Source organism: Falsiroseomonas sp. E2-1-a4 (genome assembly GCF_051433165.1).
Lineage (GTDB): Bacteria > Pseudomonadota > Alphaproteobacteria > Acetobacterales > Acetobacteraceae > Falsiroseomonas.
Map to the genome: position 1 here is coordinate 95,304 of NZ_JBHMFS010000009.1, position 24,751 is coordinate 120,054.

Annotated in this window: 26 protein-coding genes; 11 read left to right on the top strand and 15 right to left on the bottom strand. The window is 68.7% G+C overall.

Annotation, left to right across the window (positions count from 1 at the left end):
* The first annotated feature begins 1 nt into the window (after window position 1).
* From ACFHNC_RS11880 to ACFHNC_RS11895, 4 genes are read left to right on the top strand one after another with little or no spacing between them, the layout of a single operon-like run.
* The gene (locus ACFHNC_RS11880; RefSeq protein WP_437169433.1) at window positions 2-2,188 is read left to right on the top strand and encodes a hypothetical protein; all 2,187 of its coding nucleotides are present in this window, start codon (window positions 2-4) and stop codon (window positions 2,186-2,188) included.
* Between the two features lie 59 nt (window positions 2,189-2,247).
* The gene (locus ACFHNC_RS11885) at window positions 2,248-2,595 is read left to right on the top strand and encodes a hypothetical protein (RefSeq protein ID WP_437169434.1); all 348 of its coding nucleotides are present in this window, start codon (window positions 2,248-2,250) and stop codon (window positions 2,593-2,595) included.
* 50 nt (window positions 2,596-2,645) lie between these two features.
* On the top strand, window positions 2,646-3,374 hold the full coding sequence (locus tag ACFHNC_RS11890) for a hypothetical protein (protein WP_437169435.1): 729 nt from the start codon (window positions 2,646-2,648) through the stop codon (window positions 3,372-3,374).
* A 2-nt stretch (window positions 3,375-3,376) separates the two neighbouring features.
* Window positions 3,377-3,949 carry an invasion associated locus B family protein gene (locus ACFHNC_RS11895; RefSeq protein WP_437169436.1) on the top strand — a complete coding sequence of 191 codons (573 nt, stop codon included), beginning with the start codon at window positions 3,377-3,379 and terminating at the stop codon, window positions 3,947-3,949.
* Between the two features lie 2 nt (window positions 3,950-3,951).
* On the opposite strand, the gene ACFHNC_RS11900 is transcribed toward ACFHNC_RS11895, so the two are convergent.
* The 4 genes from ACFHNC_RS11900 to ACFHNC_RS11915 are packed head-to-tail and all read right to left on the bottom strand — an operon-like array spanning window position 3,952 to window position 7,370.
* Window positions 3,952-4,161, bottom strand: a complete 210-nt coding sequence (locus ACFHNC_RS11900; protein WP_437169437.1) for a hypothetical protein — start codon at window positions 4,159-4,161, stop codon at window positions 3,952-3,954.
* An 18-nt stretch (window positions 4,162-4,179) separates the two neighbouring features.
* A complete protein-coding gene (locus tag ACFHNC_RS11905; RefSeq protein ID WP_437169438.1) occupies window positions 4,180-5,403 on the bottom strand; it encodes a multidrug effflux MFS transporter in 1,224 nt (407 codons plus the stop codon).
* 39 nt (window positions 5,404-5,442) lie between these two features.
* A complete protein-coding gene (locus ACFHNC_RS11910) occupies window positions 5,443-6,306 on the bottom strand; it encodes a TIGR01459 family HAD-type hydrolase (RefSeq protein WP_437169439.1) in 864 nt (287 codons plus the stop codon).
* A complete protein-coding gene (locus ACFHNC_RS11915; protein ID WP_437169440.1) occupies window positions 6,303-7,370 on the bottom strand; it encodes a quinone-dependent dihydroorotate dehydrogenase in 1,068 nt (355 codons plus the stop codon). The genes ACFHNC_RS11910 and ACFHNC_RS11915 overlap by 4 nt, the downstream gene beginning before the upstream one ends.
* Window positions 7,371-7,514: 144 nt before the next feature.
* Here ACFHNC_RS11915 and ACFHNC_RS11920 point away from each other — a divergent pair, with 144 nt between their 5' ends.
* The gene (locus ACFHNC_RS11920; RefSeq protein ID WP_437169441.1) at window positions 7,515-8,372 is read left to right on the top strand and encodes a DMT family transporter; all 858 of its coding nucleotides are present in this window, start codon (window positions 7,515-7,517) and stop codon (window positions 8,370-8,372) included.
* Window positions 8,373-8,439: 67 nt separating this feature from the next.
* Here the strand turns inward: ACFHNC_RS11920 and ACFHNC_RS11925 are convergent, their stop codons facing one another.
* The 5 genes from ACFHNC_RS11925 to ACFHNC_RS11945 all read right to left on the bottom strand — a co-directional run bounded on the left by ACFHNC_RS11925 (window position 8,440) and on the right by ACFHNC_RS11945 (window position 14,582).
* On the bottom strand, window positions 8,440-9,099 hold the full coding sequence (locus ACFHNC_RS11925) for an MBL fold metallo-hydrolase (RefSeq protein WP_437169442.1): 660 nt from the start codon (window positions 9,097-9,099) through the stop codon (window positions 8,440-8,442).
* Window positions 9,100-9,331: 232 nt separating this feature from the next.
* Entirely contained in the window at window positions 9,332-11,143 is a 1,812-nt protein-coding gene (locus ACFHNC_RS11930) for a hypothetical protein (RefSeq protein ID WP_437169443.1), read from the bottom strand.
* A gap of 382 nt (window positions 11,144-11,525) precedes the next feature.
* A complete protein-coding gene (locus ACFHNC_RS11935) occupies window positions 11,526-11,936 on the bottom strand; it encodes a BLUF domain-containing protein (RefSeq protein WP_437169444.1) in 411 nt (136 codons plus the stop codon).
* Between the two features lie 41 nt (window positions 11,937-11,977).
* Window positions 11,978-13,783, bottom strand: coding sequence for a DNA mismatch repair endonuclease MutL (mutL, locus tag ACFHNC_RS11940; RefSeq protein ID WP_437169445.1), 1,806 nt, complete (start codon window positions 13,781-13,783; stop codon window positions 11,978-11,980).
* Window positions 13,784-13,955: 172 nt separating this feature from the next.
* Window positions 13,956-14,582, bottom strand: coding sequence for a YqgE/AlgH family protein (locus ACFHNC_RS11945; RefSeq protein ID WP_437169446.1), 627 nt, complete (start codon window positions 14,580-14,582; stop codon window positions 13,956-13,958).
* A gap of 125 nt (window positions 14,583-14,707) precedes the next feature.
* Between ACFHNC_RS11945 and ACFHNC_RS11950 the strand changes: the two genes are divergently transcribed.
* From ACFHNC_RS11950 to ACFHNC_RS11970, 5 genes are all read left to right on the top strand, one after another.
* Window positions 14,708-15,190 (top strand): peroxiredoxin, encoded by a 483-nt coding sequence (locus tag ACFHNC_RS11950; protein WP_437169447.1) that lies wholly within the window; start codon window positions 14,708-14,710, stop codon window positions 15,188-15,190.
* Window positions 15,187-15,456 (top strand): hypothetical protein, encoded by a 270-nt coding sequence (locus ACFHNC_RS11955; protein WP_437169448.1) that lies wholly within the window; start codon window positions 15,187-15,189, stop codon window positions 15,454-15,456. The genes ACFHNC_RS11950 and ACFHNC_RS11955 overlap by 4 nt, the downstream gene beginning before the upstream one ends.
* A 148-nt stretch (window positions 15,457-15,604) precedes the next feature.
* Window positions 15,605-16,180, top strand: a complete 576-nt coding sequence (locus ACFHNC_RS11960; protein ID WP_437169449.1) for a GbsR/MarR family transcriptional regulator — start codon at window positions 15,605-15,607, stop codon at window positions 16,178-16,180.
* 4 nt (window positions 16,181-16,184) lie between these two features.
* Window positions 16,185-17,567, top strand: coding sequence for a cytochrome ubiquinol oxidase subunit I (locus tag ACFHNC_RS11965; protein WP_437169450.1), 1,383 nt, complete (start codon window positions 16,185-16,187; stop codon window positions 17,565-17,567).
* Window positions 17,564-18,577, top strand: coding sequence for a cytochrome d ubiquinol oxidase subunit II (locus tag ACFHNC_RS11970; RefSeq protein WP_437169451.1), 1,014 nt, complete (start codon window positions 17,564-17,566; stop codon window positions 18,575-18,577). The genes ACFHNC_RS11965 and ACFHNC_RS11970 overlap by 4 nt, the downstream gene beginning before the upstream one ends.
* A 77-nt stretch (window positions 18,578-18,654) precedes the next feature.
* Here the strand turns inward: ACFHNC_RS11970 and phnE (ACFHNC_RS11975) are convergent, their stop codons facing one another.
* The 5 genes from phnE (ACFHNC_RS11975) to phnC are packed head-to-tail and all read right to left on the bottom strand — an operon-like array spanning window position 18,655 to window position 23,374.
* On the bottom strand, window positions 18,655-19,512 hold the full coding sequence (gene phnE / locus ACFHNC_RS11975) for a phosphonate ABC transporter, permease protein PhnE (protein WP_437169452.1): 858 nt from the start codon (window positions 19,510-19,512) through the stop codon (window positions 18,655-18,657).
* Between the two features lies 1 nt (window position 19,513).
* On the bottom strand, window positions 19,514-20,407 hold the full coding sequence (phnE, locus tag ACFHNC_RS11980; protein WP_437169453.1) for a phosphonate ABC transporter, permease protein PhnE: 894 nt from the start codon (window positions 20,405-20,407) through the stop codon (window positions 19,514-19,516).
* A gap of 3 nt (window positions 20,408-20,410) precedes the next feature.
* On the bottom strand, window positions 20,411-21,442 hold the full coding sequence (gene phnD / locus ACFHNC_RS11985) for a phosphate/phosphite/phosphonate ABC transporter substrate-binding protein (RefSeq protein WP_437169454.1): 1,032 nt from the start codon (window positions 21,440-21,442) through the stop codon (window positions 20,411-20,413).
* A gap of 27 nt (window positions 21,443-21,469) precedes the next feature.
* Complete coding sequence (phnD, locus tag ACFHNC_RS11990) at window positions 21,470-22,537, bottom strand: phosphate/phosphite/phosphonate ABC transporter substrate-binding protein (protein WP_437169455.1); 1,068 nt, start codon at window positions 22,535-22,537, stop codon at window positions 21,470-21,472.
* Between the two features lie 24 nt (window positions 22,538-22,561).
* On the bottom strand, window positions 22,562-23,374 hold the full coding sequence (gene phnC, locus ACFHNC_RS11995) for a phosphonate ABC transporter ATP-binding protein (protein ID WP_437169456.1): 813 nt from the start codon (window positions 23,372-23,374) through the stop codon (window positions 22,562-22,564).
* A gap of 186 nt (window positions 23,375-23,560) precedes the next feature.
* Here phnC and ACFHNC_RS12000 point away from each other — a divergent pair, with 186 nt between their 5' ends.
* On the top strand, window positions 23,561-23,893 hold the full coding sequence (locus tag ACFHNC_RS12000; RefSeq protein ID WP_437169457.1) for an NIPSNAP family protein: 333 nt from the start codon (window positions 23,561-23,563) through the stop codon (window positions 23,891-23,893).
* A gap of 36 nt (window positions 23,894-23,929) precedes the next feature.
* Here the strand turns inward: ACFHNC_RS12000 and ACFHNC_RS12005 are convergent, their stop codons facing one another.
* A complete protein-coding gene (locus tag ACFHNC_RS12005; RefSeq protein ID WP_437169458.1) occupies window positions 23,930-24,670 on the bottom strand; it encodes a superoxide dismutase in 741 nt (246 codons plus the stop codon).
* Window positions 24,671-24,751: the final 81 nt, after the last annotated feature.

The window sequence follows — 24,751 nt, forward strand, 5'->3', positions numbered from 1 at the left end:
GATGGATCAGGCCCTCGCCGGCATCGACTTCGCGCCCGTCATTCCGCTCTGGCTGCTCGCCGGTCTTGCTGTGTTGGCGCTGCTGGCGCTGGCCCCGGCGCTGCTGCGGCTGTCGCGGGATGCGGCCGGGGCGCGGCGCTGGCAGCCGGCGCGGGGCGCCTGGCTGCGGGCGCTGGCCTTCGCCGCGCTGCTGCTGGCACTGGCCAATCCAAGGCTGGTCGAGGAGACGCGGCAGATGCGCCCCGATATCGCGCTGCTGCTGGTGGACCGCAGCGCCAGCGCCGGCCTGAATGCGCGCCCCGAACAGATCACCGCCGCCCGCGACGAGATCGAGGCGCGTGCCCGTCGCCTGCCGGACCTCGAACTCCGCACGGTGGAGGTGCCGGAGGGCGGCAACCAGGGCACGCGGCTGTTCACCGCGATGGAACGCGCGCTTGCCGACATTCCCCGCGCCCGCCTGGCCGGGGTGATGGCGCTGACCGATGGCCAGGTGCACGACGTGCCCCCCGCCCCGGCGCTGGATGCGCCCTTCCACCAGATCCTGCCCGGCCAGCCCGGCGAGGTGGATCGCCGCATCCGGGTGATCGAGGCGCCGGGCTTCGGCATCGTCGGCCGCCCGGTGGAGTTGCGCGTGGTGGTGGAGGATCTCGGCGCGCGACCCGATGCGGGCCGTTTTGCCGGCGCCGCGCGGCTGTCCATCCGCCGCGATGGCCAGCCGCCACGCGTCGAATCCGTGCCGGTCGGGCGCGAGCACCGTATCTCCGTGCCGATCGAGCGCGGCGGGCAGACCGTGGTGGAGCTGACGGCGGAAACCCGCGCCGGCGAGGTCAGCGACCTCAACAACCGCACCGTCATCGCCATCAACGGCGTGCGCGACCGGCTGCGGGTGCTGCTGGTCTCCGGCGAACCACATGCCGGGCAGCGCACCTGGCGGCGGCTGCTGAAGGCGGACCCGAATGTGGACCTGGTCCACTTCACCATCCTGCGCCCGCCGGAAAAGGACGATTTGACCCCGCTGCACGAGCTGGCGCTGATCGCCTTTCCGGTGCGCGAGCTGTTCCAGGTGAAGCTGCGCGAGTTCGACCTGATCGTCTTTGACCGCTTCGGCAATCGGGGCCTGCTGCCACCCGTGTACCTGCGCAACATCGCCGATTACGTCCGCGGCGGCGGCGCGCTGCTGCTGTCCGTCGGGCCGGAATTCGCCGGGCCCACCAGCCTGGCTGCCACGCCGCTCGGCCAGATCCTGCCGGCGCGGCCGCAGGTGGGCCTGGGCTCGGCGCAGGCGGCGCTGCTGGAACAGCCTTTCCGGCCATTTGTCACGGAGTTGGGCGCGCGGCATCCGGTGACGGAAAACCTGCCGGGCGCCAACAGCTTCACGCCCGAGGGCGCCAATCTGGCGGAGGCCACCTGGGGCCGCTGGTACCGCGCGCTGCGCGCCGATGCGCGGGCCGGCAGCACCGTGATGCAGGGGCCGGGCGACTCGCCGCTGATGGTGCTGGACCGGGTGGGGGAGGGCCGCGTGGCACTGGTGCTGTCGGACCATATCTGGCTGTGGTCGCGCGGCCATGATGGCGGCGGCCCGCAGGGCGAATTGCTGCGCCGCATCGCCCATTGGACGATGAAGGAGCCGGAGCTGGAGGAGGAGGATCTGACGGCGCGGATCGACCGGGGCACGCTGACCGTCACCCGCCGCAGCCTCGATCCCGCCGCCGCGCCGGAGATCACCGTCACCGCTCCCGACGGCAGCATCACCCGCCACCCGGCGGAGCTGCGCGGCGCCGGGCGTTCGGTGATGGAACGGCCGGCGATGCAGGCCGGCGTCTGGCAGGCCGGCGATGGCCGCCGCACCGCCTTCGCCGCCGCCGAGGCGCCGAACCCGATGGAGGTCGCCGACCTCCGCGCCGATGCCACGCCGCTTGCCGCGCTGGTCGCCGCCACGGGCGGCGCCACGCGCTGGCTCGGCACGGGCGCGGCGCCGCTGGTGCCGGAGCTGCGTCGCGTCGCGATCGGGCGCGACGCGCAAGGCGGCGCAGGGGTCGGTGGCACCGGGGCAGGCTGGATCGGGCTGCGGCGCAATGGCGACCACAGCGTCACCGGCATCACCGCCCTGCCGCTGCTGCCGCCCTGGCTGGCACTGCCCCTGGTGCTGGGGCTGGCCTTGCTCGCCTGGCGTCGCGAAGGGCGCTGAGCCTCGCAGCCTGATGATTGGGCGCCGCCGCCGGCTGCGCCCATATGGGCGACATGCGAATGCTGCCCGCCCTTCTGCTCCTCGCCGCCTGCGCCCAGGGTCCGACGCTGGATCAGCGCCTGTCCACCTTCGTCGGGCGGGGGGAGGCCGATCTGGTTGCCGCCCTCGGCGTGCCGGTGCGGGTGCATGAGGCGGAGGGGCGGCGCTTCCTGCAGTTCGAGCAGCGTCGTGCCGTGGCGGTGGCGCCGCCGCCAACCTTCTACGGCCCCGCCTTCGGCCCCTGGGGGCCGCGCTACGGCTACTGGCCCGCCCCGCCCGCCATTGTGCAGGTGGGGTGCGAGCTGACCTTCACGCTGCGCGATGCGCGGGTGGAAACCTTCAGCTATCGCGGCCAGGGTTGCGGCTGATTTGGGCTGCCGGTGCCCTATGCAGGCCAAAAGCGGGTGAGGAGGGCCGCATGCCCTTCCTCGCGGGCCTGAAACTGCCTAGTTTCACCGCCATGCGCGCATCCCTCCGCCTTCCCCTGCTGGCCACGCTGATGGCCCCCCTGATCTTGCCCCCCCTGGTGCCTGCCGCGCTGGCGCAAGGCATGATCCGGCCGGCCGAAACACAGCGGGCGCCCAGCGCGGCCGCTCCGGCCTTGCCGGGCCTGGCGGCGCGGACCACCCCGGCGCCGATCCCGGCCGGTGCGGCGGCGGCGGGGCTTTCGCCGAATGAGGCACTGTTCGATGCCGTCGCCCGCGGCGACCTGCCCGCGGCACGCGACGCGGTGGCGCGCGGTGCGAATATCGAATCGCGTAATGCACTGGGCCTGTCGCCGCTGGATGCCGCGGTGGACCAGGGGCGCAACGAGATTGCCTTCTACCTGCTCTCCGCCCGTGACCGCACCCGCATGTCCGCCCCGCCGCCGCCTTCGGTGCCGGGCCAGCCTTCCCCCGCCGCGGCCATCGCCGCCCGCCTCGGCGCGGCGCCGCCGCCTGGCGCCACGGTCCGCGCGCCCATGAACACGCCGCCGGCGCTGGCCGCGCAGCCGGTGGGGGCGCAGCCGGTGGGGGCGCAGCTATGGGCCGGCAATGGCGGCACGGCGCAGCCGGATATCGGCTTCCTGGGCTTCGATGCCGGGCGCCCGGCCGGCGCGACGCCGCCGGCGGCCGCGGCCCGCACCACCCGCCGCACGCGGCCCTGACAGTGGCCGGGGCAGCCTGGGCCTTCCTGGCCGCCTTGTTGCTGGCCCAGCCTGCCCTGGCTCAGCCCGCCTGGGCCCAGCGGGGCGCGCCGCCGCCCCTGCCGCCGCCACCCGCCCCGCCTCTTCCCGCCGCGGAGGCGGTGCCAAGCTGGGCGATGGCCTGCAACGAGGCGGCGGCGGAGGGGCCGCGCGCCTGCCGCGTGTCCACCACCGTGCTGCTGCGGCCGCAGAACACGCCGCTCGCGCAGATCCTGCTGACCCGGCAGCGCGAATCACGGTCCCTGGCGCTGATCTTCCAGTTACCGCACGGCACCTGGCTGCAGGGCGGCATCGCCTGGCAGACGGATGAGGCCGCGCCGCAGCGCCTGCCCTTCCAGAGCAGCAATGCCTCCGGCGTCTATGCCGCGACGGTGGTCACGGATGAGGTGTTGGCGACGCTGCGGGCGGCGACCACGCTGCGGCTGAGCTTCGTCGCCGCGGCGCAGCGGCAGACGGTGGCGGTGCCGATCCCGCTGGAAGGTTTTGGCGCTGCGGTGACGGAGATGCTGGCCGCGGAGGCGGCGCCCGCCCGGTAGGTTCAGCGCCCGCGGGTCTTGTGGGTGCCGAGATTCTCGATCCACTCCACCGGCAGCCCGTCCCAGGTCGGCAACTGCTTGCCCGGCCATTTGCGGCGCAGGAACACCTGGAAGCCATCGGCCGTGGCCTCGACATAGCCGGACTTGCCATCTGTCAGCCGCAGATGCTGTGCCAGCGCCTCGGCCTGTTCCCGCATGTAGCTGTCGCCCATCGCCGCCTTCTCCCCTGTTCAGCCGCCGGCCCGGCGCGCCCCGCGCAGTGCCATCAGGCAGGCCACGCCGGTTGCCGCCATGGTCAGCGAGGTGCCGATGCCGCTGCCGAACTCCACCAGCCCGACCACGAAGGTCATCAGCGCACCGAAGCCCATCTGCAAGGCGCCGACCAGGGCGGATGCAGTGCCGGCAAGCTGCGGGCGGGCACTCAGCGCCCCGGCGATGGCGTTGGGCTGGGTCATGCCATTGCCCACCGCCACGATGGCCATCGGCACGAAGAACACCAGGATATGCGGCGGCAGCACCACCATGGCGATGGCCGCACTCACCGCGCCGACCGTGGCGATCATGGTGCCCACGCCCAGCATGCGCAGAATGCCGAGCCGCCGCGAAAGCCGCCCGGCGAGCCAATTGCCGGCGGCGAAGAAGATGGAAATCGCGGCGAAGGCCAGAGCGAACTGCACCGGCGAATAGCCCATGCCCTGCACCACCACATAGGGTGCGCCGCCCAGGAAGGCGAAGAAGATCCCGGTGGCGCAGGCTGTGAGTGCCGTGTAGGCGCGAAAAGATGGAATCGCCCACAGGCTGCGATAGGCGCGCAATATGGCGCCCAGCCCGGGCAGCGGCTGCGGCGCCGGCAGCGTCTCCTCCAGCCGCAGCCAGGCGACCAGCGCCAGCGGCAGGCCGAAGCCGAGGCAGGCGACCATGCTGGCGCGCCAGCCGAAACTCTGCTCCAGCAGGCTGCCGAGGATCGGGGCGATCATTGGCGCGATGGTCATGCCCATCGTCACGTAGCCGAGCACGCTCGCCGCCTCGTCCCGCGACCAGACATCGCGGATCACGGCGCGCACCAGCACCACCCCGGCACAGGCACCCACGGCCTGGGCGACGCGTGCCACCAGCAATTCCTCGATCCCCGGGGCGAGTGCCGCCGCCAGGCTCGCCACCGCATACAGCGCCAGGCCGCCCATCAGCAGCGGCCGGCGGCCGAAGCGATCCGACAGCGGACCATAGATCAGCTGCCCGGCGCCGACCCCCAGCAGATACAGCGTGACGGTGAGCTGCACGGTCGCCGTGCTGGCGCCGAGGTCGCGCCCCATCGCCGGCAGGGACGGCACCAGCACCTGCATGGTGAAGGGCCCGATGCCAATGATCGCGACCAGCAGCCAGATCGGTGGGCGAGGGGGGGTAGCAGCCTGGGGAGGGTTTACAGCGCGGGAGTGTAGGCCCGCCCGCTGCACCGGCCCACACCCAGCCGGCGCAACCCACCCCTGCTCAGGCTACCAGCGCAGCCCCATCAGCGCGGCGACCGGGCGCACGCCTTCACTGGCCGCGACCTGGGCCAATAACGCGGGGTCCGGCTTCGTGCCATGCGCGTGGGCGGCGAGGCCGGTCAGCGCCCAGACGGCATCGATACCCGCCGATTGCGCGCCGGCCAAGTCCGTATGCGGGCTGTCGCCGATGGCGACCACGCGGGCGCGGTCCGTGATGCCCAGCAATTCCAGCACCGGCGGGTAGCAGGCCGGGTCCGGCTTGCCGATCTCGATGGCGGCCGGCCCGCCAAGTTCCGCGTACAGATCCGCCAGCGCGCCCGCGCAGATCACCCGGTCTTCGCCCACCATCACATGCCGGTCCGGATTGACGCAGAGCATCGGCAGGCGGCGCGCGGCGCAGGCGGCCAGCGTGGCGCGATAGGGCTCGATGTCATGGTTGCCGCGGGCGGGTTCCGGGCCGGTGTTCAGCACGAAATCGGCTTCCTCCGCCGACCCCACCAGCTCCACGCCGGTTTCCGCCGGCACCGACAAATCCCGCTCCGGCCCGATATGCAGCGCCTTGGTGCCGAGTGCGGCGAAATCCGCGCGGTCCCGGTGCTTCAGGTGCCGCCAGGCCAGCTCGCCGGAGGTCATGGTGCCGTCCCACAGCGCGCGGTCGAGCCCCATGCCGGTCAGCAAGTCATCCACCACGAAGGACCGGCGCGGTGCGTTGGAGAGGAAGGCGATGCGCTTGCCGCGCGCCTTCAGCTTGCCCAGCGCATCCGCCACGCCCGGATAGGGCTTGCGGCCGTCATGCACCACGCCCCAAAGGTCCAGGATGAAGCCATCGTAGCGGTCCGCCAGGGCCGCCACCCCGTCCAGCATGATCATCGTGCATCCACCCCGATGGCCTCGGCCACATTCTTGAACCCCTCCCGCCGCAAGGCCGCGGCGAGGTCCCGCTTGATGCGCGGGATCAGCGCCGGACCGTCATAGGCGAAGGCGGCATAGAGTTGCACCAGCGCGGCGCCGGCCTTGATCTTTTCCAACGCATCCGCCCCGCTGGAAACCCCGCCGCAGCCGATCAGCGTCAGGTCCCGCCCGGCCGCGAGCCGCGCCACCCGGCGCAGCAATTCGGTGGATGCCGCGCGCAACGGCGGGCCGGACAGGCCGCCGGCCTGGGATTTCAGCGCGGATCGCAGCGGCGCCGGGCGGGCGATGGTGGTGTTGGAGACGATGAGGCCGGCGATGCCATGCGCCACCGCGGCCTCAACAATCGGCTCCACCGCCGCCGGGGACAAATCCGGCGCGATCTTCACCAGGATGGGCGGGCGCGGACCCGTCAGCGCATCCCGCGCCGCCACCACCGCGGCCAGGATGTCCCGCAGCATCGCCTCCCCCTGCAGGTCCCGCAGGCCGGGGGTGTTGGGGGAGGAGACGTTGATGGCGACGTAGCCCGCATACGGCGCCACGGCCGCGTACAGCGCCGGATAATCCCGCAGCGGCGCCGCGCCATCCTTGTTGATGGCGATGTTCACGCCGAGCACGGCCGGGCGGTTGGCCGGCAGATGCGCCAGCCGGGCCAGGAAGGCGGGCAGGCCGCCATTGTTCATGCCCATGCGGTTGATCACCGCCCGATCCTCCGCCAGGCGGAACAGGCGCGGCTTCGGGTTGCCGATCTGCGGCTTGGGCGTGACGGACCCGGCCTCCACGAAGCCGAAGCCCAGCCGCATCAGCGGCGCGATGGCCACCGCCGATTTGTCGAAGCCGGCGGCCAGGCCGATCGGGTTGCGGAAATGGAGACCCAGCGCGCGCGTCGCCAGCACCGGGTCATCCGCGCTGCGATCCGCCCCGGCGAGGCCAAAGCGCAGCCCTCGGAGCGCCAGGTCATGCGCGCGTTCAGGGTCGATGCCGCGCATCAGCGGCATGAGGACGGAGGCGAGTTGGGGGGTCATGGCGCCGCGGCTTGTGCCCTGTCTCGGCGGCGGTGGGAAGGTGGCATGCGCGGATGGGGTGCAGCCCTGCCATGCGCGGCGGCGCTGGTGGACTTGCGCCCCGCGCCGAGGGCATACCCGCGCACGATCCAGGGGGAGAACGACGTGCGCGGTCCGGTGCTGATGCTGGCGGGCATCGGGCTGTTCGGGTTGCTCGATGCCAACAGCAAGCTGCTGTCGGACGGGCATGAGGTGTGGCAGGTGCTGCTGGTGCGCTTCGCCACGCTGCTGCTGGTGGTGCTGTGCGCCCGCGCGCTTATCCCCGGCTGGGGCGGGGTGCTGAGCACGCGCTTTCCGCGGCTGCATGCGGCGCGGGCGCTGGTGATGCTGGGCAGCGCCATCTGCTTCTTCCAGGCCTTCAGCCTGCTGCCGCTGGCGGAGGGCTATCTGGTGTTCTTCACCTCCCCCTTCCTGGTGCTGGCGCTGTCCGCCTGGCTGCTGCAGGAACGGCCGCCGGCGGTGGCCTGGGCCTGGTGCGCGGTGGGATTTGCGGGGGTCGCGATCGGGCTGGCGCCGGGGCTGGCGGGGATGGCCGGTGGCGCGCCCGTGCTGGGCTACCTCTACGCGCTGGGCGGCACCTTCTGTTACTCGGCGGTGTTCGTGCTGAACCGGCAATTGCGGACGGAGCCGGGGATCGGGCGGGTGCTGATCTGGCCCTCCGTGCTCGGCTTCGCGGTGATGCTGCCGCTGGGGCTGAGCCACTGGTCCACCCCCACCGCGCTGAGCCTGGCGCAGATGGTGGGCAACGGGTTGATCGTCGGCGCGGCGACGGTGTGCCTGGCGGAAGCCTTCCGGCACGCCACGGCGAGCCGCCTGGCGCCCTTCGGCTATTCCGGCCTGGTCTGGAGCCTGACCTGGGACTTTGCCTTCTGGGGCCGCATCCCGGTGCTGGCCATGCTGGCCGGCGCCGCCGTGGTGGTCTTCGCCTGCATCATGAGCGAACGCGCCGCCGCCCGGCGGTGACCGTTAAAGCCCTCCCCCGCGCTGCGGGGGGTTGCGGCGCTGCCGCAACGGGTGGGGGCTCCCCGCCCTACCGCGGCAGGAAGGGGTTGGTCCGCCGTTCCTCGCCGAAGGTGGAGCCCGGCCCATGCCCGCAGAGAAACCGCATCTCATCCCCCAGCGGCAGCAGCTTGGTGACGATGGCGTGGATCAGCGCATCATGGTCCCCATAGGGGAAATCCGTGCGGCCGATGGAGCCGCGGAACAGCACATCCCCCACCACCGCGAAGCCGAGCGCCTGGTTGACGAAGACCACATGCCCCGGCGCATGGCCCGGGCAATGCAGCACGCCGAAATCCTGGCCGGCGATTTGGACCGTCTCCCCTTCCTCCAGGAAGCGGTCCGGCGTGGCGTTCTGGAGGTCCGGGATGCCGTATTGGCGGGCCTGGGCGGCGATGCCGGACAGCAGGAAGGCATCATCCCGGTGCGGCCCGACCAGCGGCACCGGCGCGCCCTGGCTTTCCGTGAGGGCCGCCCGCAGCGCATCCGCCCCGCCGGCATGGTCCAGATGGCCATGGGTGAGCAGGATATTGTCGATGGCAATGCCCGCCTTGGCGATGGCGGCCAGGATGCGCGGCACATCGCCACCCGGGTCGATGACCGTGCCGCGCTGGGTCTCGGCATCCCAGATCAGGGCGCAGTTCTGCTGGAAGGGGGTAACGGGGATTTGGGCGGCTTGGAGCTTGGGCATGGGGAAGTGGTGGGGGGGCGGAGCGGCATAAGTCAACCTCCACGCTGGCGCCATCGCTAGACCATGATGCCTCCAAGCCGGAGGCTAGCTGCGGCCGGGCCTCATTGCGGAACTCTTTAAGTCGAAGGCCGCGACGGCATCGTCTTCGGCACCGAAGCGCGTCAATAAGCGGTCACGCGTGCCGTGCGTCCTCCTGCGGCCAGTCAGGTAATTGTTGCGCAAAGCAAAAGACTTAGATCAGCTTGTCTAGCTCTATTTGGGCACCCACAAAAAGTCCGTTGAGAACGAATTGTTGCAGCGCAAAATACGTGCCGTCCAACCTGTTTGGCACCGTCCCCAAGAAATCTTGAGCAAGCATATCCCGAAGCCTCTGTTCTACGACCTGAGTAAGCTCAAGGTGCATATTGTCGTTGCGGTAAAGTTTTATTCTTAGAAGCGCATGCCAAAGCTCGGGATAAGCGGTTTTGACATCGTTCCAAAAATATTGTTTAATACCTTTAGAGGACCAGTGCCGCTCGATGGGATCAACAAAGCAGCGGTTGCAGATATTCACGAAGCTTTCGAAATCGGTGCGGCTAGAAACAACTTTGGCTGAGTTAAAGCGCTCGGCCTCCGGGAATCCATTCTCCCCATAGAGAAAAGGATAGCCTCTGGTGCTAGCTAGGCGCTCCATCTGACGCATATCAGCGGTAATACGTGCAATTCGGGTTTGAAGCCACGCGGCGCGGGACGCTTCAGGTACAATATAAGGCTCGGCCGATGTGCCCGATCTGCGTGCGCGCTCAATATTGATAAAGCGACTTACCACAGGCAGCTTAATGGTTGGCTTCTGCTTTTGAGACCCATCAATCAGCCCATAGCCCACGATGTGCTTTACGTGGTCGGCTCCCTTAGAGGTTTCCAAAAATCCAGCTACGTTGCCCGACGAAAGCATTTCCAAGACTTGATACTCGTCAGGATAAAACTGGCGAAGTTCGGAAATGACATGCCTGCAATAAAATGAAATTTCATCCTCGCGATCTTGCTCGGTGCTTTTAAGTAGAGCCTCCGTGATGTTAGCCGGCCTGCCCTGCCCCCGTCCCTGAACAAACGTGTGCATATATGAGCACGCCATTCGCGTAAGAAGAGGGTGGCCGCCGTAACGGCCTACTATGTAGCTTACAGCCTCATTGCCGAACACCAACCCCATACGCTTACCTATTTGTTCCAGCATCATTTTAACCTCAGAAGACGAGAGGCCAGTGAGGTAGTCAGCTGAAACGATGCCAAAAACGGGATTTTGAACTCCATCAACTTCGTCGAGCTCAACAACTGTCGGGTTCACTCCTGAAATCAAAAATGAGAGAGTGCGGCTTTCGCTTTGTGTTGTCCACAATGTTTGCCAGAACGGCACAAAGTCCTTGTGCCAATGAATGTCGAGCTTTGCTAGCGGAGACACGTATTCGATTTCATCAAAGATGATGCAGACATGCCCGCGCGATGAATTCGCAGCAATGAGTCGTTTAAATTGGCCCGAAACATGCTCGCGTCCAGAGTGAGCTCGTCTTGTACTGAAGCCTCTGGACCTAAGATCTGACATTATCCTAACGAGAAATTCGTTCCAGCGCATCGATCGAATTTCTGGATCTTTGCAGTCGTAGTATAAGGTGACGATGCGATCTCTCTCGGCGAGCCGCCTAACCTTAAAAAGCGCGGAAGTCTTGCCGGTCTTTCGAAGACCAAAAAGCCCGCGATTGCGGCTCTGCTTAATGGATGTCAGAAGGTCGGCGACCATTTTATCGCGACCGACGAAATACAAATCACTGCGAAGTGGAAGTTGTTCATTGAATAAATCTCTGGAGTAAAGCTGAGCGCTGATTGCTCGGCGGACCAGCCAGATATCGCTCGCGCCAGCTTGGAGGTCGTCGGAGTTAAGAACAACCGGGACACGAGCCTGCGAATTTAACGAGGCGTGTCGCTTTAGAAAATCTGGCGCGGTTCTATCCGGCGTGGCCAGGAGAAATAGCGTAGGATCGACCCGACCGCGCGCCGGCTCGGTCTCCATGATCCGCTCAATTGCCTGAAGGGTTCTTGGCTGTGTAGTGGGAAAACTGCAAACGACTAGAAGTACCTCGCCATCGATACCGAATTGTTGCTGAACCAAATCATCAGGACGCAAAAATATGCCGATATTTTAGTATTGTGGGAGTTAGATGCATGCGCCCAGGTGACGTCAAAATTGTGCAGAAATGGCACTAGTATGGGTCGCTCATTTGGGTGCTGTCTGAGGTGGGTGCCGCGTAAAACCTCGTCAACTATCTTCGCCACGTTCTTGTTTTCCTCCTTTGCGAAGTCTGTCTGAGATAAGCCTCTCTATTTCGAAGATCTCTGATGTTCGAGTCTAGACGGCTGATTGTGGAAATTGATGTCAGATCTTCAACGTCTGCCTATCCAACCTCCCCCGCCACCCTCTGAAACACCGCCCGCGCCTCCGCCGCCGAGGCGCGCACCACCGCCCCGCCCCGCACATCCTCCCGGCTCCACATCCAGCTCCGCGCCGGGTCGTCCAGCATGTCCCATTCCCCGAACAGCCGGGCCGGCGCGTCGCCGGACCAGACCAGGGAGACTTCCAGGTGCCGGTCATCCCGCAGGATGCGGCCGAAGGTGGCGGTCACCTTGTCGCGCGGGCCTTCCAGCATCTGCAGGAACAGGTCGGCGCGGCAGATCAGGGCGCCGGTCAGCCCGTCCCGCCGGTTGTGGCGGCGCGCCGCCATCAGGATGTCGTCCAGCATGTCGCCGGAGAAGCCGAAGGGGCGGGAGGCATAGATCAGCTGCATCAGCGGGGCGGAATCGGTCATCGGCACGTCTCCCGTAGTCGTTGCGCCCATCCTGCCCGCAATCAGCGCCGTCCGAACAGCCTCTCCAGCTCCGCCTTCCCGAAGCGCAGCACGGTGGGGCGGCCGTGGGAACAGGTGGCGGCGCGCGGCGTCGCCTCCATCTGGCGCAGCAGCGCCGCCATCTCCGCGCCCCCCAGCCGCCGCCCGGCGCGGATCGATCCGTGGCAGGCCAGCCGCGCCACCGCCGCATCCAGCCGCGCCTCCAGCGCCAGGGCCTCATCCATCTCGGCCAGCTCCTCGGCCAGGTCGCGCAGCAGCGGTGCCGGGTCGGGCGCGCCGAGCAGTGCCGGCATGGCGCGCACCAGCAGCGCGCCGGGGCCGCCAAACCCCTCGATCTCCAGGCCGAGGCGGGCGAGCGCCGGCGCCTGGTCCAGCAGCCGCGCGGCATCCGCGGCGGGCAGTTCCACCACCGCGGGCAGCAGCAGCGGCTGGGCGCGCACGCCGCCTTCCACCAATTGCGCGCGCAGCGCCTCATGCGTCAGGCGTTCATGGGCGGCGTGCTGGTCCACCAGCACCAGGGACCCGTCCGGCGCCTCGGCCAGCACATAGGTCTCGAGAATCTGGCCGAGCGGCCGGCCGAGCGGGCCTTCTGTGCCAAAATCTGGGCCGAACGCCTCGGGCGCCGGCGCCGGCTGGGCGGGGGCGAAGCCGAGCGGCAGGTGGGCTGTTCGCGGGCGCTGCGGCAGCGGGCCGGTGGGGGGCGTCCAGCCGGGGAAGCTGCCGGGGCCGGGCGCCAGAGCCTCCGCAAAGCCGGGGGCGTTCCAGGCCCCCGAATCCCAGGCCGGTACCGCCACATCCTCCGGCGCCGCGCCGCCCGCGCCCACGGCCAGCGCCCGGCCGAGCGCCGAGATCATCAGGCCGCGCACCGCGGCGGGGTCGCGGAAGCGCAGCTCCGTCTTCATCGGGTGGACATTCACATCCACCGCCTCCGCCGGCACCTCCAGGAACAGCGCGGCGACGGGGAAGCGCTTGGCGGGCACCATGTCCCGATAGGCCACGCGCAGCGCCGTCCGCAGCAGCGGGTCCCGCACCGGGCGGCGGTTGACCACCAAATGCTGCGCGGCGCCGGTGGCGGTGTGGTGCGTCGGCAGGCCGGCGAGGCCGGACAGGCGCAGGCCGTGCCGCTCGGATTCGACCGGCACCGCGGCGGCGGCGAACTCCGCGCCGAGCAGGGCGGCGACGCGGCCGTCCCGGTCCGTGGGCGGCAGGGACAGGGCGATGCGCCCCTCCACCTCCACCCGGAAGGCCACCTCCGGCCAGGCCATGGCCAGGCGCCGCACCGCCTCCACCGCCTGTTCGGCCTCATGGCGCGGGGTGCGGAGGAAGGCGCGGCGGGCCGGGGTGGCGAAGAACAGGTCCCGCACCTCCACCCGCGTGCCGGGCGCGCCGGCCGCCGGCCCGACCGCGGATTTGCGCCCGCCCTCCACGCTGATGACATGCGCCGCGCCGTCCATCAGGCGGGAGGTGAGGGTGAGGCGGGAGACGGCGCCGATCGAGGGCAGCGCCTCCCCCCGGAAGCCCAGGGTTGCGATGCGGAACAGCATCGCTTCCTCGGCCAGCTTGGAGGTGGCGTGGCGTTCGAGGGCCATGGCGAGGTCGGCCTCGCCCATGCCGTGCCCGTCATCCTCCACCAGGATGCGGCCGATGCCGCCGTCTTCCAGTGTGACGGTGATGCGGCGCGCGCCGGCATCCAGCGCGTTTTCGACCAGCTCCTTCACCGCCGCCGCCGGGCGTTCGACCACTTCGCCGGCCGCGATGCGGTTGGCGGTGGTCTCGGGCAGCAGACGAATCCGGGGCGCGGGGGCCATGGGCAAGGTGTGCGGCGTCAGGCTGGTGAAGTCCAGCGCAGGCGGCTCGCCACTTGGCGAGCCGAGGCCGCGAAGGCGGCCCGCGCCCGGACCAGCCACGACGCCGGGCGCGTCAGTGCCAGGCGCGCAGGCAAGGCCGCGTAGCGGCCGCCCGCCGCCTGAGGGCATGCATCTACGCGTGCCCGGCGCTGCCCGACAAGGCGGAGGGGTCGATGCCCAGCCGGGCCATCGCCGCGCGCCACAGCTGTTCCGGCTGTTCGGCGAACAGCAGCGCCTCATCCGCCGGCACGTTCAGCCAGGCATTGCCGTGGATCTCGTCATCCAACTGGCCCGGGCCCCAGCCGGCATAGCCGAGCGCCAGTACGCCTTCGCGCGGCCCACCGCCCTCGGCGATGGCCTTCAGGATCTCGACGCTGGCGGTCAGCGCCAGGTCGGCGGCGACCTTCAGGCTGCCCTCCGTCTCCCAATCCGCCGTGTGCAGCACGAAGCCGCGACCGCCCTCCACCGGGCCGCCCTGGGTCAGGCGGATGCGCCGGGCGGGGGGCACCGGGTCCAGCTTGAGCTGGGCGAGCAGGTCATCGAAGGTCAGCTTCGCCAAGGGCTGGTTCAGCACGATGCCCATGGCGCCCTCCGCCGAATGGGCACACAGGCAGATCACGCTGCGGGCGAAGCGCGGGTCGGACATGCCGGGCATGGCCACCAGCAACTGGCCGGTCAGGTAGCCGTCCTCGCCCGCATCCGTGGCGAGGATTTCTTTCGGGGGAGAGGGATCGCGCTGGGCCATGATGCCGTTGAACATGGCGACACGCCCCCGCCCCCGCAAGCAGCGCTTGGCGTTGCATGGCCTGTCGCACGGCTCTGTTGCATGGACGGATCGGGCCGATCTGCACTAAGCAGCCACATTGGCTGAGGAGAGATTGGGTAATGACGATCCAGGTTGGCGATGCGATCCCGTCCGTGAAGGTCACCCAGGCCGGCGCCGAGGGGCCGAAGGAAATCGGGACGGAGGAGCTGTTCAAGGGCAAGACCGTGGTGCTGTTCGGCGTGCCCGGCGCCTTCACCCCCACCTGCTCCGCCAAGCATCTGCCGGGCTTCGTTACCAACGCCCAGGCGCTGATGGCCAAGGGCGTGGACACCATCGCCTGCATGTCCGTCAACGATGCCTTCGTCATGGGTGCCTGGGCCAAGGACCAGGGCATCACGGACCAGGTGGTGATGCTGGCCGATGGATCGGCCGTGCTGACCAAAGCGCTGGGGCTGGAGCTGGACCTGATGGGCCGCGGCCTGGGCCTGCGTTGCCAGCGCTTCGTGCTGGTGGCGAAGGACGGCAAGGTGACGCATGTAGCGGTCGAGGCGCCTGGCGCCTTCGAGGTCTCCAAGGCCGAAGCGGTCCTGGCCGCGCTGTGAATAATCCCGCCGCCTACGCGCTATTCGCCTGGCAGTCCGGCTGGGTGTTCGCGCTGCGCAGCATGCAGCTGGGAACCGACCCGGCCGGCGCCAGCGCGGCGTTGGCGGAAATGGTGGCGGAAAAGCAGAAGGCGTTCACCGATGGCGCCTTCGCCGCCGGCCGCGCCGTGATGCAGGGTGCCCGGTCGGATGTCGTGGCCGCGGCCGCCCTGCGCCCGGCCCGGCGCCGCGTGGCGGCCAATATGCGGGCGCTGCACAAGGGCTGAGCCGCCCAGGCGGCAGGGCTGAACCGCCCGGCGGCAGGGCTGAATCCCCGGCGGGCGCCTGCCCGCCGTAAGCCTCACCGCATCGGAATCCATTGACGTAATCCTGCGCCATCCGATATTTCAGAAATTCCTGAAATGTCGGATGGCCATGAAACTCCCACCCCTCGTCCAGGCCTTCGTGCTGCACTTCGGTGAGATGGGCAGTCGCTGGGGCATCAACCGCACCGTCGGGCAGATCTACGCCCTGCTGTATGTCTCGCCCGAGCCATTGAATGCGGAGCAGATCGTGGACGCCCTCGGCGTCTCCCGCTCCAACGTCTCGATGGGGCTGAAGGAGCTCCAGGCGTGGAACCTGGCGATTCCGAAGCACATCCCCGATGACCGACGGGACCATTTCACCACGCCCGACGATGTCTGGCAGATCCTTCGCACCCTGGCTGAGGAACGGAAGAAGCGGGAGGTGGACCCGACGCTCTCCGTGCTGCGCGAACTGCTGATGCAGACCCCCGGCAGTGCCGAGGAACGCCACGCGCAGCAGCGCATGGCGGAGATGCACGGGCTGATCGAGCAGCTCACCACCTGGTACGACGACGTCAAGCGCCTGGAGACGGAGCGCCTGGCCTCGCTGCTGGCACTCGGCGCGCGCGTTACCAAATTGCTCGAAGCGAAAGACAAGGTGGTCGGCCTGGTCCGCGGCCGCACCTCATCGGCAAAGGAGGGCTGAGACCGTGGACCCGATCCTGCTGGCGCGCATCCAGTTCGCGTCCAACATCTCCTTCCACATCCTGTTCCCCACGATCACCATTGCGCTCGGCTGGGTGCTGCTGTTCTTCAAGCTGCGCTTCAATGCCACGAAGAACGAAGCCTGGATGGATGCCTATCGCTTCTGGGTGAAGGTCTTCGCGCTGTCCTTCGCGCTCGGCGTCGTCTCCGGGATTACGATGTCCTTCCAGTTCGGCACCAACTGGCCGGGCTTCATGGAGCGTGTGGGCAATATCGCCGGCCCGCTGCTGGCCAATGAGGTGCTGACCGCTTTCTTCCTGGAGGCGACCTTCCTCGGCATCATGCTGTTCGGCTTCCACCGCGTGCCCGGCTGGGTGCATACCGGCGCCACTTTCCTGGTCGCCTTCGGCACCACCATGTCCGCCTTCTGGATCCTGGTGCTGAATTCCTGGATGCACACGCCGGTGGGCTTCGAGATGCGCGATGGCGTCGCGCATGCGACCGATTGGTTCGCCATCGTCTTCAACCCCTCCATGCCCTACCGGCTGAGCCACATGCTCACCGCCAGCGGCCTGACGGTGGCGTTCCTGCTCGCCGGCCTGTCCGCCTGGCGCTGGCTGCGCGGCGACCGGGCGGAAGGCGTGCGCCTTGGCCTGCGCACCGGCATCATCATGGCTGCCTTGCTGGCGCCGCTGCAGGTGGTGCTGGGCGACCTGCACGGGCTGAACACGCTGGAACACCAGCCTGCCAAGGTCGCCGCGATGGAGGCGAACTGGGAAACCCGCGGCAATGTGCCCCTGGTGCTGTTCGCCATCCCGGATGAGCGGACGCGGGAGAACCGCTTCGAGATCGCTATCCCCGATGGCGCCAGCTGGATCCTGCGGCACGAAGCCGCGGGCGTGGTGCCCGGGCTGAATGATTTCGTCGGCGAGCATCCGCCCGTGGCGCCGGTGTTCTTCGCCTTCCGCATCATGGTCGGCATCGGCATGCTGATGCTGGCGATGGGCTGGCTCGGCGCCTGGTATCTTTGGCGCCGCGGCCAGGTGCCGAACCTGCTGCTGCGTGGCTTCGTGCTGATGAGCTTCGGCGGCTGGGTGGCGACGCTGGCCGGCTGGTACGTGACCGAGATCGGCCGCCAGCCCTGGCTGGTCACCGGCGTGCTGAACACCGCCCAGGCCGCGGGGCCGCTACCGGCGTCTTCCATCGCCACCACGCTGGCGATGTACCTGGTGCTCTATGGCCTGCTGATGGTCGCCTACATCGCCACCATCTTCCGCCTGGCCGCGGCCGGTCGGGTGGCGGAGAAGGTGGACGGCGCCATGATGAAGCCGGGCAGCGCGCCCGGCGACGCGGCAAGCGACAAGATGGGCCAGGGGGCGCCCGCATGACCCCCTTCCTGCCCGATGAATGGCTGCCGCTGATCTTCGCCGGGCTGATGGCGGTGGCGATCCTCGCCTATGTGGTGCTGGACGGCTTCGACCTCGGCGTCGGCATGCTGCTGGAGACGGTGGCGGAGGAGCATGAGCGCGACCGCATGATCGCCGCCATCGGCCCCTTCTGGGATGCCAACGAGACTTGGCTGGTGCTCGGTGTCGGCCTGCTGCTGGTGGCCTTTCCGGTGGCGCATGGCGTGATCCTGACGGCGCTGTACATGCCGGTTGCGATCATGCTGGTGGCGCTGACGCTGCGCGGCGTGGCCTTCGAATTCCGCGCCAAGGCGCGGGACAAGGCACAGAAGCGGCGCTGGGACCGCTGGTTCTTCGTGGGCTCCATGGTATCCGCCTTGGCGCAGGGCTGGATGCTCGGGCGCTACGTGCTGGGCTTCGCCGATGGCTGGGCCGCCACCGGCTTCGCGGTGATGGCCGCGATCGGGCTTGCGATCGCCTACGCCTTCATCGGCGCCTGCTGGTTGATCTGGCGGACCGAGGGCGCGTTGCAGGCGCACGCCATCGCCTGGGCGCGGCATGCGCTGTGGCCGGTGGCGCTCGGCATCCTGTTGGTCTCCGCCGTGACGCCGCTGGTCTCGGCCCGCATTGCCGCGCGCTGGTTCGACTGGCCGGGCATCCTGATGCTGGCACCGCTGCCGATCCTGACGGCGCTGCTGCTGTTCGGCCTGGCGCGGCTGCTGGCGCGGATGCCGCTGGCGGAGGATGCCTGGCACCACATTCCCTTCTGGGGCGCGACCGGCCTGTTCGTGCTGTTCTTCGCCGGCCTCGCCTGGTCATTCTTCCCCTATGTGGTGCCGGAGCGGATGACCATCTGGGAAAGCGCCAGCGCGCCGGAGAGCCTCTCGATCATCCTCGCCGGTGCCTTGTTCGTGCTGCCGGTGATCGTGCTCTACACGGTCTTCGCCTGGCGGGTGTTCGGCGGCAAGGCGCGCGACCTGACCTATTATTGACGCAGGAATCGCGGGTCTAAGTCGCTGCCGGGCAGAACACCCGGCGGATCGCGACCTGGCCCGCGCCTCCGATCAATTTAGCCGACCGCCAACTCCCGCCCGCCGATCAGCTTGCGGCGGATGCGGCCCGAGATGGCGTCGATGATCGATACGGTGATCACCATCAGGATGATGATGAACGCGACCTCGTCCCAATGCCTGACCTTGATCCGCTCTGCGAGTTGAAGCCCGATGCCGCCCGCGCCGACCACGCCGAGAATTGCGGCGGAACGTGTGTTGCTCTCGAAGAAATACAGCGCCTGCGCCAGCATCACCGGCAGCACCTGCGGCAGCACGCCGAAGCGCGTGCGCAGCAGGGGATGGGCGCCGACGGCATCGATGCCCTCGGCCTGCTTCTTCTCCGCATTCTCGATCGCCTCGGCATAGAGCTTGGCCAGCACCGCGATATCCGCGGTGGCGATGGCCAGCACGCCGGCCAGCGGGCCGAGGCCGACGGCACGCACATAGGCCAGCGCGTAGATCAGCGTATCGATGCCGCGCATGCCGTCGAACAGCCGCCGCAGCGAGAACCGCGCCAGCGTGTTCAGCAGCATGCCCCGCGCGCCCATGAAGCCGAGCGGCACGGCAATGACCGCGGCGATGAAGGTGCCGAGGAAGGCCATCGCCACCGATTCCGCGATGCCCTTCAGGATATCCATCCAGAGCTCGCCGGGGGAGGGCGGGATCATCAGCACGATTATGGTGCCGAGGCCCGACAGCCCGTTCCACAGCCGCATCGGCGTGATGTCGAACAGCCAGAAGACCCAGATCAGCCAGGCCAGCAGCAGTGCGCCGCCCGCCCAGGTGGCGACCCGTTCCTTCAGGGGACGGCTGAAGGCGCGGGGGTAGCGCGCACGGTATTGCGCGACCTGCGCGCTGGTCAGTTCCGCCTGCATCTCAGCGCACTCCGGCCGCATCGGTGATGCGGTGGCGCAGCCGCTCGCTCAGCAGGTCGATCATCGCCACCACCACGATCACCATCACGATGATCGCGCTGATTTCCTCATAATAATTGAAGGCGATCACGCTGTAGATCTCCTGGCCGATGCCGCCGGCACCGACGAAGCCGATCACGCTGGCGCCGCGCACATTGATCTCGAAGCGCAGCAGCGTGTAGCTGATCAGGCTTGGCGCCACCTGCGGCAGGATCGCGAAGCGGCAGGCCTGCGACCAGGTGCCGCCGGAGGCCCGCACGCCGTCCCAGGTCCGCATCTCGGCATTCTCGATCACCTCGGAGAACAGCTTCCCGAGCGCGCCGATGGTGTGGATCATGATGGCGAGGATGCCGGCCAGCGCGCCGACGCCGAAGGCCCAGACGAAGATCAGCGCATAGACGATCTCCGGCACGGTCCGCAGCGCTTCCAGCGAGCGGCGTGCCAACTGGTAGGACCAGGTGTTGCGCGCCAGGTTGCGGCTGGCGAAGAAGGAGAGGATCAGCGCGATGGAAGCGCCGCCGAGGGTCGCCAGCGCCGCCATGTTCGCGGTTTCCAGCAGCAGCAGCGCCCAGGCATCGGCGCGGTAGAACCAGAAGGCGATGCTGCCCTCCGTCTCCGCGTTCGAGAACAGCGTGGCCCAGCGCAGATCGGGGGCGATGCGCCCGAAATATTCACCGATGCGCGGGATGCCGGCGGCCAGCGTGGCGAAGTTGACCTCGCTGACCCAGCCGCTGAGGACCAGGCACGCGGCCAGCACGACCAGCGCCGTGAGGGTGGCGCGGCGGCGATCCCGCCGCGCCGACTGGAAGGCCGCCTCGCCGCGCAGGACGGCCGGCGTGGCGAAGACGACCGACACGGCTCAGGAACGCCGGCGGCGCGCCGCGGCTTCCTCGCGACGCATCTCGACGAACAGCTCGAAATCCGCGTGGAAACCTTCGACGGCGCCGAGGCTGTCGCCGCGCGCAATCTGGCGGGAGATCTCCGGGTGGGCCTTGAACAGCGCCAGGTGGAACATCTGCAGGTCTGCCTTGAAGGTGGCCGGCAGCACCTTCCGAACGGCCATTGGGCCGTTCATGATCGGCTCGCTGGTCCAGATGATGCGCATATCCTCCATCTTCATCATGCCCTTATCGACCATGGAGCGGAGGTTGCCGCGGCTGTAGCCCTGGTTGACATCGCCAATGCCCGACGCCCAGGTGACGGCGCCGTCGTATTGACCCTGGATGACGGCGACCACGCCCTGCTCGTGCCCGCCGGCAAAGCCGGTGCGGCCGAAATACTGGCCCGGCTCCACGCCAATGCCCTGGCGCCGCAGCGCGAAGCGCGGGATCAGGTAGCCAGAGGTCGAGTTCGGATCCGCCCATGCGAGGCTCTTGCCGCGCATCTGCTCCAGCGTCTCGATGCCGGAGTCGCGGCGTACGATCATTACGGAGACATAGGCGATGGAACCGTCGGTCTGCCGCGTGATGGTCAGCGGCTCGATCGCGCCGTTGGTGTCCATCCAGGCGCCGGCATAGCCCGAGGGGCCCATGCCAGCGGCCTCGATCTGGCCGGCGCTGAAGGCCTGCATCACGCCGGCGAAGTCGGAGGCCGGGAACAGGCGGACCGGCACTTCGAAGGTCCGCTCCAGCAGCTGGCGGTAGGCGTCGAAACGGTTGAGCCGGTCGGCCTCATTCTCGCCGCCAAGCAGGCCGATGCGGATCTGCGGCACTTGTGCGGCCCAGTCGCGGCGACCGGCGGTCGGGAACACCACCTCGGCGTCCTGGGTGCGAAGGCGTCGGCGCCCGCCCGGCCCGGGCGGCACCTCATCCACGGCCGTCTGACCATAGGCGCGGGCTGGCAGGATGGCGGCACCACCCATCAGGGCGGCGAGTGCGCGACGGCTCAACATGGCGTATTCCCCTGTATTGATGCGAGATCAGGACCGGCGACGGCGCGCGGCGGCCTCTTCCTGGCGCATGCGGACGAACAGCTCGAAGTCGCTGTGGCGCACTTCGCGGTAGCCTGTGCCGGCGCCGCGCTCGATCTGGCGGTACAGTGCCGGATGCGCCTTCGGCAGGCCCAGATGGAACAGCCGCATGTCTTCCTTGAACGATTCCGGCAGGTCGCGGCGAACCGTCAGCGGGCCGTTCAGGATCGGCTCGCTGCGCCAGATCACGCGCATCTGCCGCATGTCCAGCAGGCCCTTATCCACCATCGCCCGCAGATTGCCGCGGGTGAAGCCTTCATCCTCCGCGCCCTGGCCGGAGGCCCAGGTGACGGCGGCGTCGTACTGCCGCTGCACCACGGCGATGACGCCCTGCTCATGCCCGCCGGCGAAGCCGGTGCGGCTGAAATACTGGCCAGATTCCACGCCGATGCCGGCCGCGCGAAGCTGGAAGCGCGGGATCAGGTAGCCGGAGGTGGAGTTGGGATCGGCCCAGGCCAGCGACTTGCCGCGCATCTGCTCCAGGTTGGTGATGCCGCTGTCGCGCCGCACCACCATCGCGGCGATGTAGGCGATCGAGCCATCAGCCTCCTCGGAAACCAGCAGCGGCTCGACATTGCCGTCGCTGTCCATCCACGCCGCGGCGTAGCCGCTGCTGCCCATGCCGGCCATCTCGATCTGCCGGGCGCCGAGCGCCTGCACCACGCCACCGAAATCAGCGGCCGGGAACAGGCGCGCTTCCACGCCGAAGGTGCTGGCCAGCAGGTCGCGATAGGCGCCGTAGCGGCCCATGCGATCGGCTTCGTTCTCCCCGCCAAGCAGGCCGATGCGAAGCAGCGGTACCTGCGAGGCCCAGGCGCGCCGGCCGGCCTGCGGGAAGGCCACATCGGCATCGAGCGAGCGGCGGCGGCGATCCGTCGGCGCGGCGGGCATCGCGCCGTGAGGCGCGGGGGGCGTTCCGCCTTGAGGCGCTGGGGGCGTTCCGCCCTGGGCGAGACCAAGCGAAGGCGTCATGGCGGCGCTGGCGATCAGCCCGGCAAGCGTGCGGCGGTTCAGCATGGCGTGGTCTCTCCGGTGGAAAACTCAGGCGGTGACAGTGGCGGGCGTGCGCGGCTTCACGGCGTCCTGCGCCTGTTCCTCGAACTCGTCCTCGCTGACGCCGTAGATCTCGCGCACGCGGGCGGCGGTCAGCTCGGCCGGCGTGCCGTCGAACATGATGCGGCCGGCCTGCATGGCGACGATGCGGTCGCAATACTGCCGGGCGGTATCCAGGTGGTGCAGGTTCACCAGCACCGTCAGCCCGTCCTCGCGGTTCACCTGGCGCAGCGCGTCCATCACGGTCTTCGCGTTGCGCGGATCGAGGCTGGCGATCGGCTCATCCGCCAGCATCAGCTTCGGCTGCTGCAACAGGGCGCGGCAGATGGCGACGCGCTGCTGCTGCCCGCCCGAAAGCGTATCGGCTCGCTGCAGTGCGGTCTCGGCCAAGTCGAAGCGATCCAGCGCGCGCAGCGCCATGGCGCGCTCGGCGGCGGTGAACATCTTGAACATGCTGGTGAGGATGCCCACCGCGCCCGGCCGGTGATTGAGGCGCCCCACCAGCACATTGGTCAGCACGTCCAGCCGCTGCACCAGGTTGAATTGCTGGAAGATCATGGCGCAATCGGTACGCCAGCGACGAAGCTCCCGGCCGCGCAGCGCGGTGATGTCTCGCCCGCCGTAGATGACCTGGCCGGAGGATGGCTCGGTCAGCCGGTTGATCATTCGCAGCATGGTGGATTTGCCAGCGCCGGAGCGGCCGATCACGCCGACCATTTGGCCGTCCGGAATCACCAGCTTGATGTCGTTCACGGCCGTGACGTCGCCGAAGCGCCGTGTCAGTCCCCGCAGTTCCAGCATCGGATGCCCCTTCGCAGCGGCGCCTATACAAGCACCAGATGACGTCTAAATGTGATTCGCATGACGGAGGAATTGCAGCCGCTGCGGCGCCCTGACGCGAACCCCTCCGGGGACCCCGTCTGGCCGCCCGGTCTGGCCGCCGCCCCCACGACGCGCCATGCTGGCATCGGAACGGGAGGACCGGAGATGATCGTCGACCTGCGAATCTACACCACGCTGCCCAACAAGCTGCCTGAGTTCGTTGCGCTGTACGAGGCGAAGGCCTGGCCCCTGCAGCTGAAGTACCTGGAGAATTGCCTCGGCTGGTACACGACGGTGGAAGGCGCGCTGAACACCGTGGTGCATATGTGGGGCTATGCCGACCAGGGCGACCGGGAACGCCGCCGCACCGCCATGGCCGCCGACCCGGCCTGGGGCGAATACCTGGCCGAGGCCGGCGCGCGCAGCCTGCTGGTGAAGATGGAAAACCGCATCATCAAGCCGACCGGCTTCTTCAGCGCCTTCCAGGCGAAGAAGTAGGGGAAGGGAGCGGGGTCCGCGGCCCCGCCCACCACCTCACACCCGCAGCGTGCCGGCCTTGGCCGCGGCGTAGCGCGCGCCGATCTTCTGCCAGTCCAGCACGTTCCACCAATTGGTAGAGTATTCGGCCCGGCGGTTCTGGTAGCGCAGGTAGTAGGCGTGCTCCCACACGTCGTTGCCCATCAGCACACGCTGGCCATCCATCAGCGGGCTGTCCTGGCCGCCCTTGGTGACCAGGGCCAGGCGGCCTTCCCGGTTCACCGTGATGAAGGCCCAGCCACTGCCGAACACGCCATTCGCGGCAGTGTTGAAGCGGCCGCGGAAGGTGGCGAAATCGGTGAAGTCGCGGGTGATGGCCTGGGCCAGTTCGCCCTGCGGTTCGCCGCCCGCCCCGCCCATGATCTCCCAGAACATGGTGTGGTTGACGTGGCCGCCGCCATTGTTGCGCACGGCGGTGCGAATGGCTTCCGGCACCTCATTCAGTTTGCCCAGCAGCTCATCCACCGGCAGGGCGGCAAGCTGGGCATGGTCGCGCAGCGCGCGGTTCAGACCGGCGACCTGGCCGCCATGGTGGAAGCGGTAATGCAGCTCCATCGTCCGCGCATCGATCGCCGCCTCATTGGCGCCGAAGGCGTAGGGCAGGGGAGCCTGGCTGTGCGGGCCGGAGGGCGCATCCCCGGTGGCCTGGGCCTGGGCGCGGGCAAGGCCCGGCAAGGCGAGGGCGGCGGAGAGCGACAGGGCGCCCTGGAGCAGGCGGCGACGCGGCATGAACATCATCTGTGGCATCCTTCGGAAGGCGGGGTCTGCACCGCGCTTCGGGAGGTTGGAGCCGTTCTGCCGCGCGCCAAGGGACGCTCA

Bases quoted from the DNA above. Each gene is read 5' to 3' on its own strand.
- mutL (WP_437169445.1), bottom strand. From the start codon at position 13,783: ATGGCCCCCGCGCCCCGGATTCGTCTGCTGCCCGAGACCACCGCCAAC.
- ACFHNC_RS12005 (WP_437169458.1), bottom strand. From the start codon at position 24,670: ATGATGTTCATGCCGCGTCGCCGCCTGCTCCAGGGCGCCCTGTCGCTC.
- phnD (WP_437169454.1), bottom strand. From the start codon at position 21,442: ATGTTGAGCCGTCGCGCACTCGCCGCCCTGATGGGTGGTGCCGCCATC.
- phnE (WP_437169452.1), bottom strand. From the start codon at position 19,512: ATGCAGGCGGAACTGACCAGCGCGCAGGTCGCGCAATACCGTGCGCGC.
- ACFHNC_RS11925 (WP_437169442.1), bottom strand. From the start codon at position 9,099: ATGCCCAAGCTCCAAGCCGCCCAAATCCCCGTTACCCCCTTCCAGCAG.
- ACFHNC_RS11935 (WP_437169444.1), bottom strand. From the start codon at position 11,936: ATGACCGATTCCGCCCCGCTGATGCAGCTGATCTATGCCTCCCGCCCC.
- ACFHNC_RS11910 (WP_437169439.1), bottom strand. From the start codon at position 6,306: ATGATCATGCTGGACGGGGTGGCGGCCCTGGCGGACCGCTACGATGGC.
- ACFHNC_RS11890 (WP_437169435.1), top strand. From the start codon at position 2,646: ATGCCCTTCCTCGCGGGCCTGAAACTGCCTAGTTTCACCGCCATGCGC.
- ACFHNC_RS11945 (WP_437169446.1), bottom strand. From the start codon at position 14,582: ATGTTCAACGGCATCATGGCCCAGCGCGATCCCTCTCCCCCGAAAGAA.
- ACFHNC_RS11885 (WP_437169434.1), top strand. From the start codon at position 2,248: ATGCTGCCCGCCCTTCTGCTCCTCGCCGCCTGCGCCCAGGGTCCGACG.
- ACFHNC_RS11950 (WP_437169447.1), top strand. From the start codon at position 14,708: ATGACGATCCAGGTTGGCGATGCGATCCCGTCCGTGAAGGTCACCCAG.
- ACFHNC_RS11930 (WP_437169443.1), bottom strand. From the start codon at position 11,143: ATGGAGACCGAGCCGGCGCGCGGTCGGGTCGATCCTACGCTATTTCTC.
- ACFHNC_RS11970 (WP_437169451.1), top strand. From the start codon at position 17,564: ATGACCCCCTTCCTGCCCGATGAATGGCTGCCGCTGATCTTCGCCGGG.
- phnC (WP_437169456.1), bottom strand. From the start codon at position 23,374: ATGCTGGAACTGCGGGGACTGACACGGCGCTTCGGCGACGTCACGGCC.
- ACFHNC_RS11960 (WP_437169449.1), top strand. From the start codon at position 15,605: ATGAAACTCCCACCCCTCGTCCAGGCCTTCGTGCTGCACTTCGGTGAG.
- ACFHNC_RS12000 (WP_437169457.1), top strand. From the start codon at position 23,561: ATGATCGTCGACCTGCGAATCTACACCACGCTGCCCAACAAGCTGCCT.
- ACFHNC_RS11900 (WP_437169437.1), bottom strand. From the start codon at position 4,161: ATGGGCGACAGCTACATGCGGGAACAGGCCGAGGCGCTGGCACAGCAT.
- ACFHNC_RS11915 (WP_437169440.1), bottom strand. From the start codon at position 7,370: ATGACCCCCCAACTCGCCTCCGTCCTCATGCCGCTGATGCGCGGCATC.
- phnD (WP_437169455.1), bottom strand. From the start codon at position 22,537: ATGCTGAACCGCCGCACGCTTGCCGGGCTGATCGCCAGCGCCGCCATG.
- ACFHNC_RS11880 (WP_437169433.1), top strand. From the start codon at position 2: ATGGATCAGGCCCTCGCCGGCATCGACTTCGCGCCCGTCATTCCGCTC.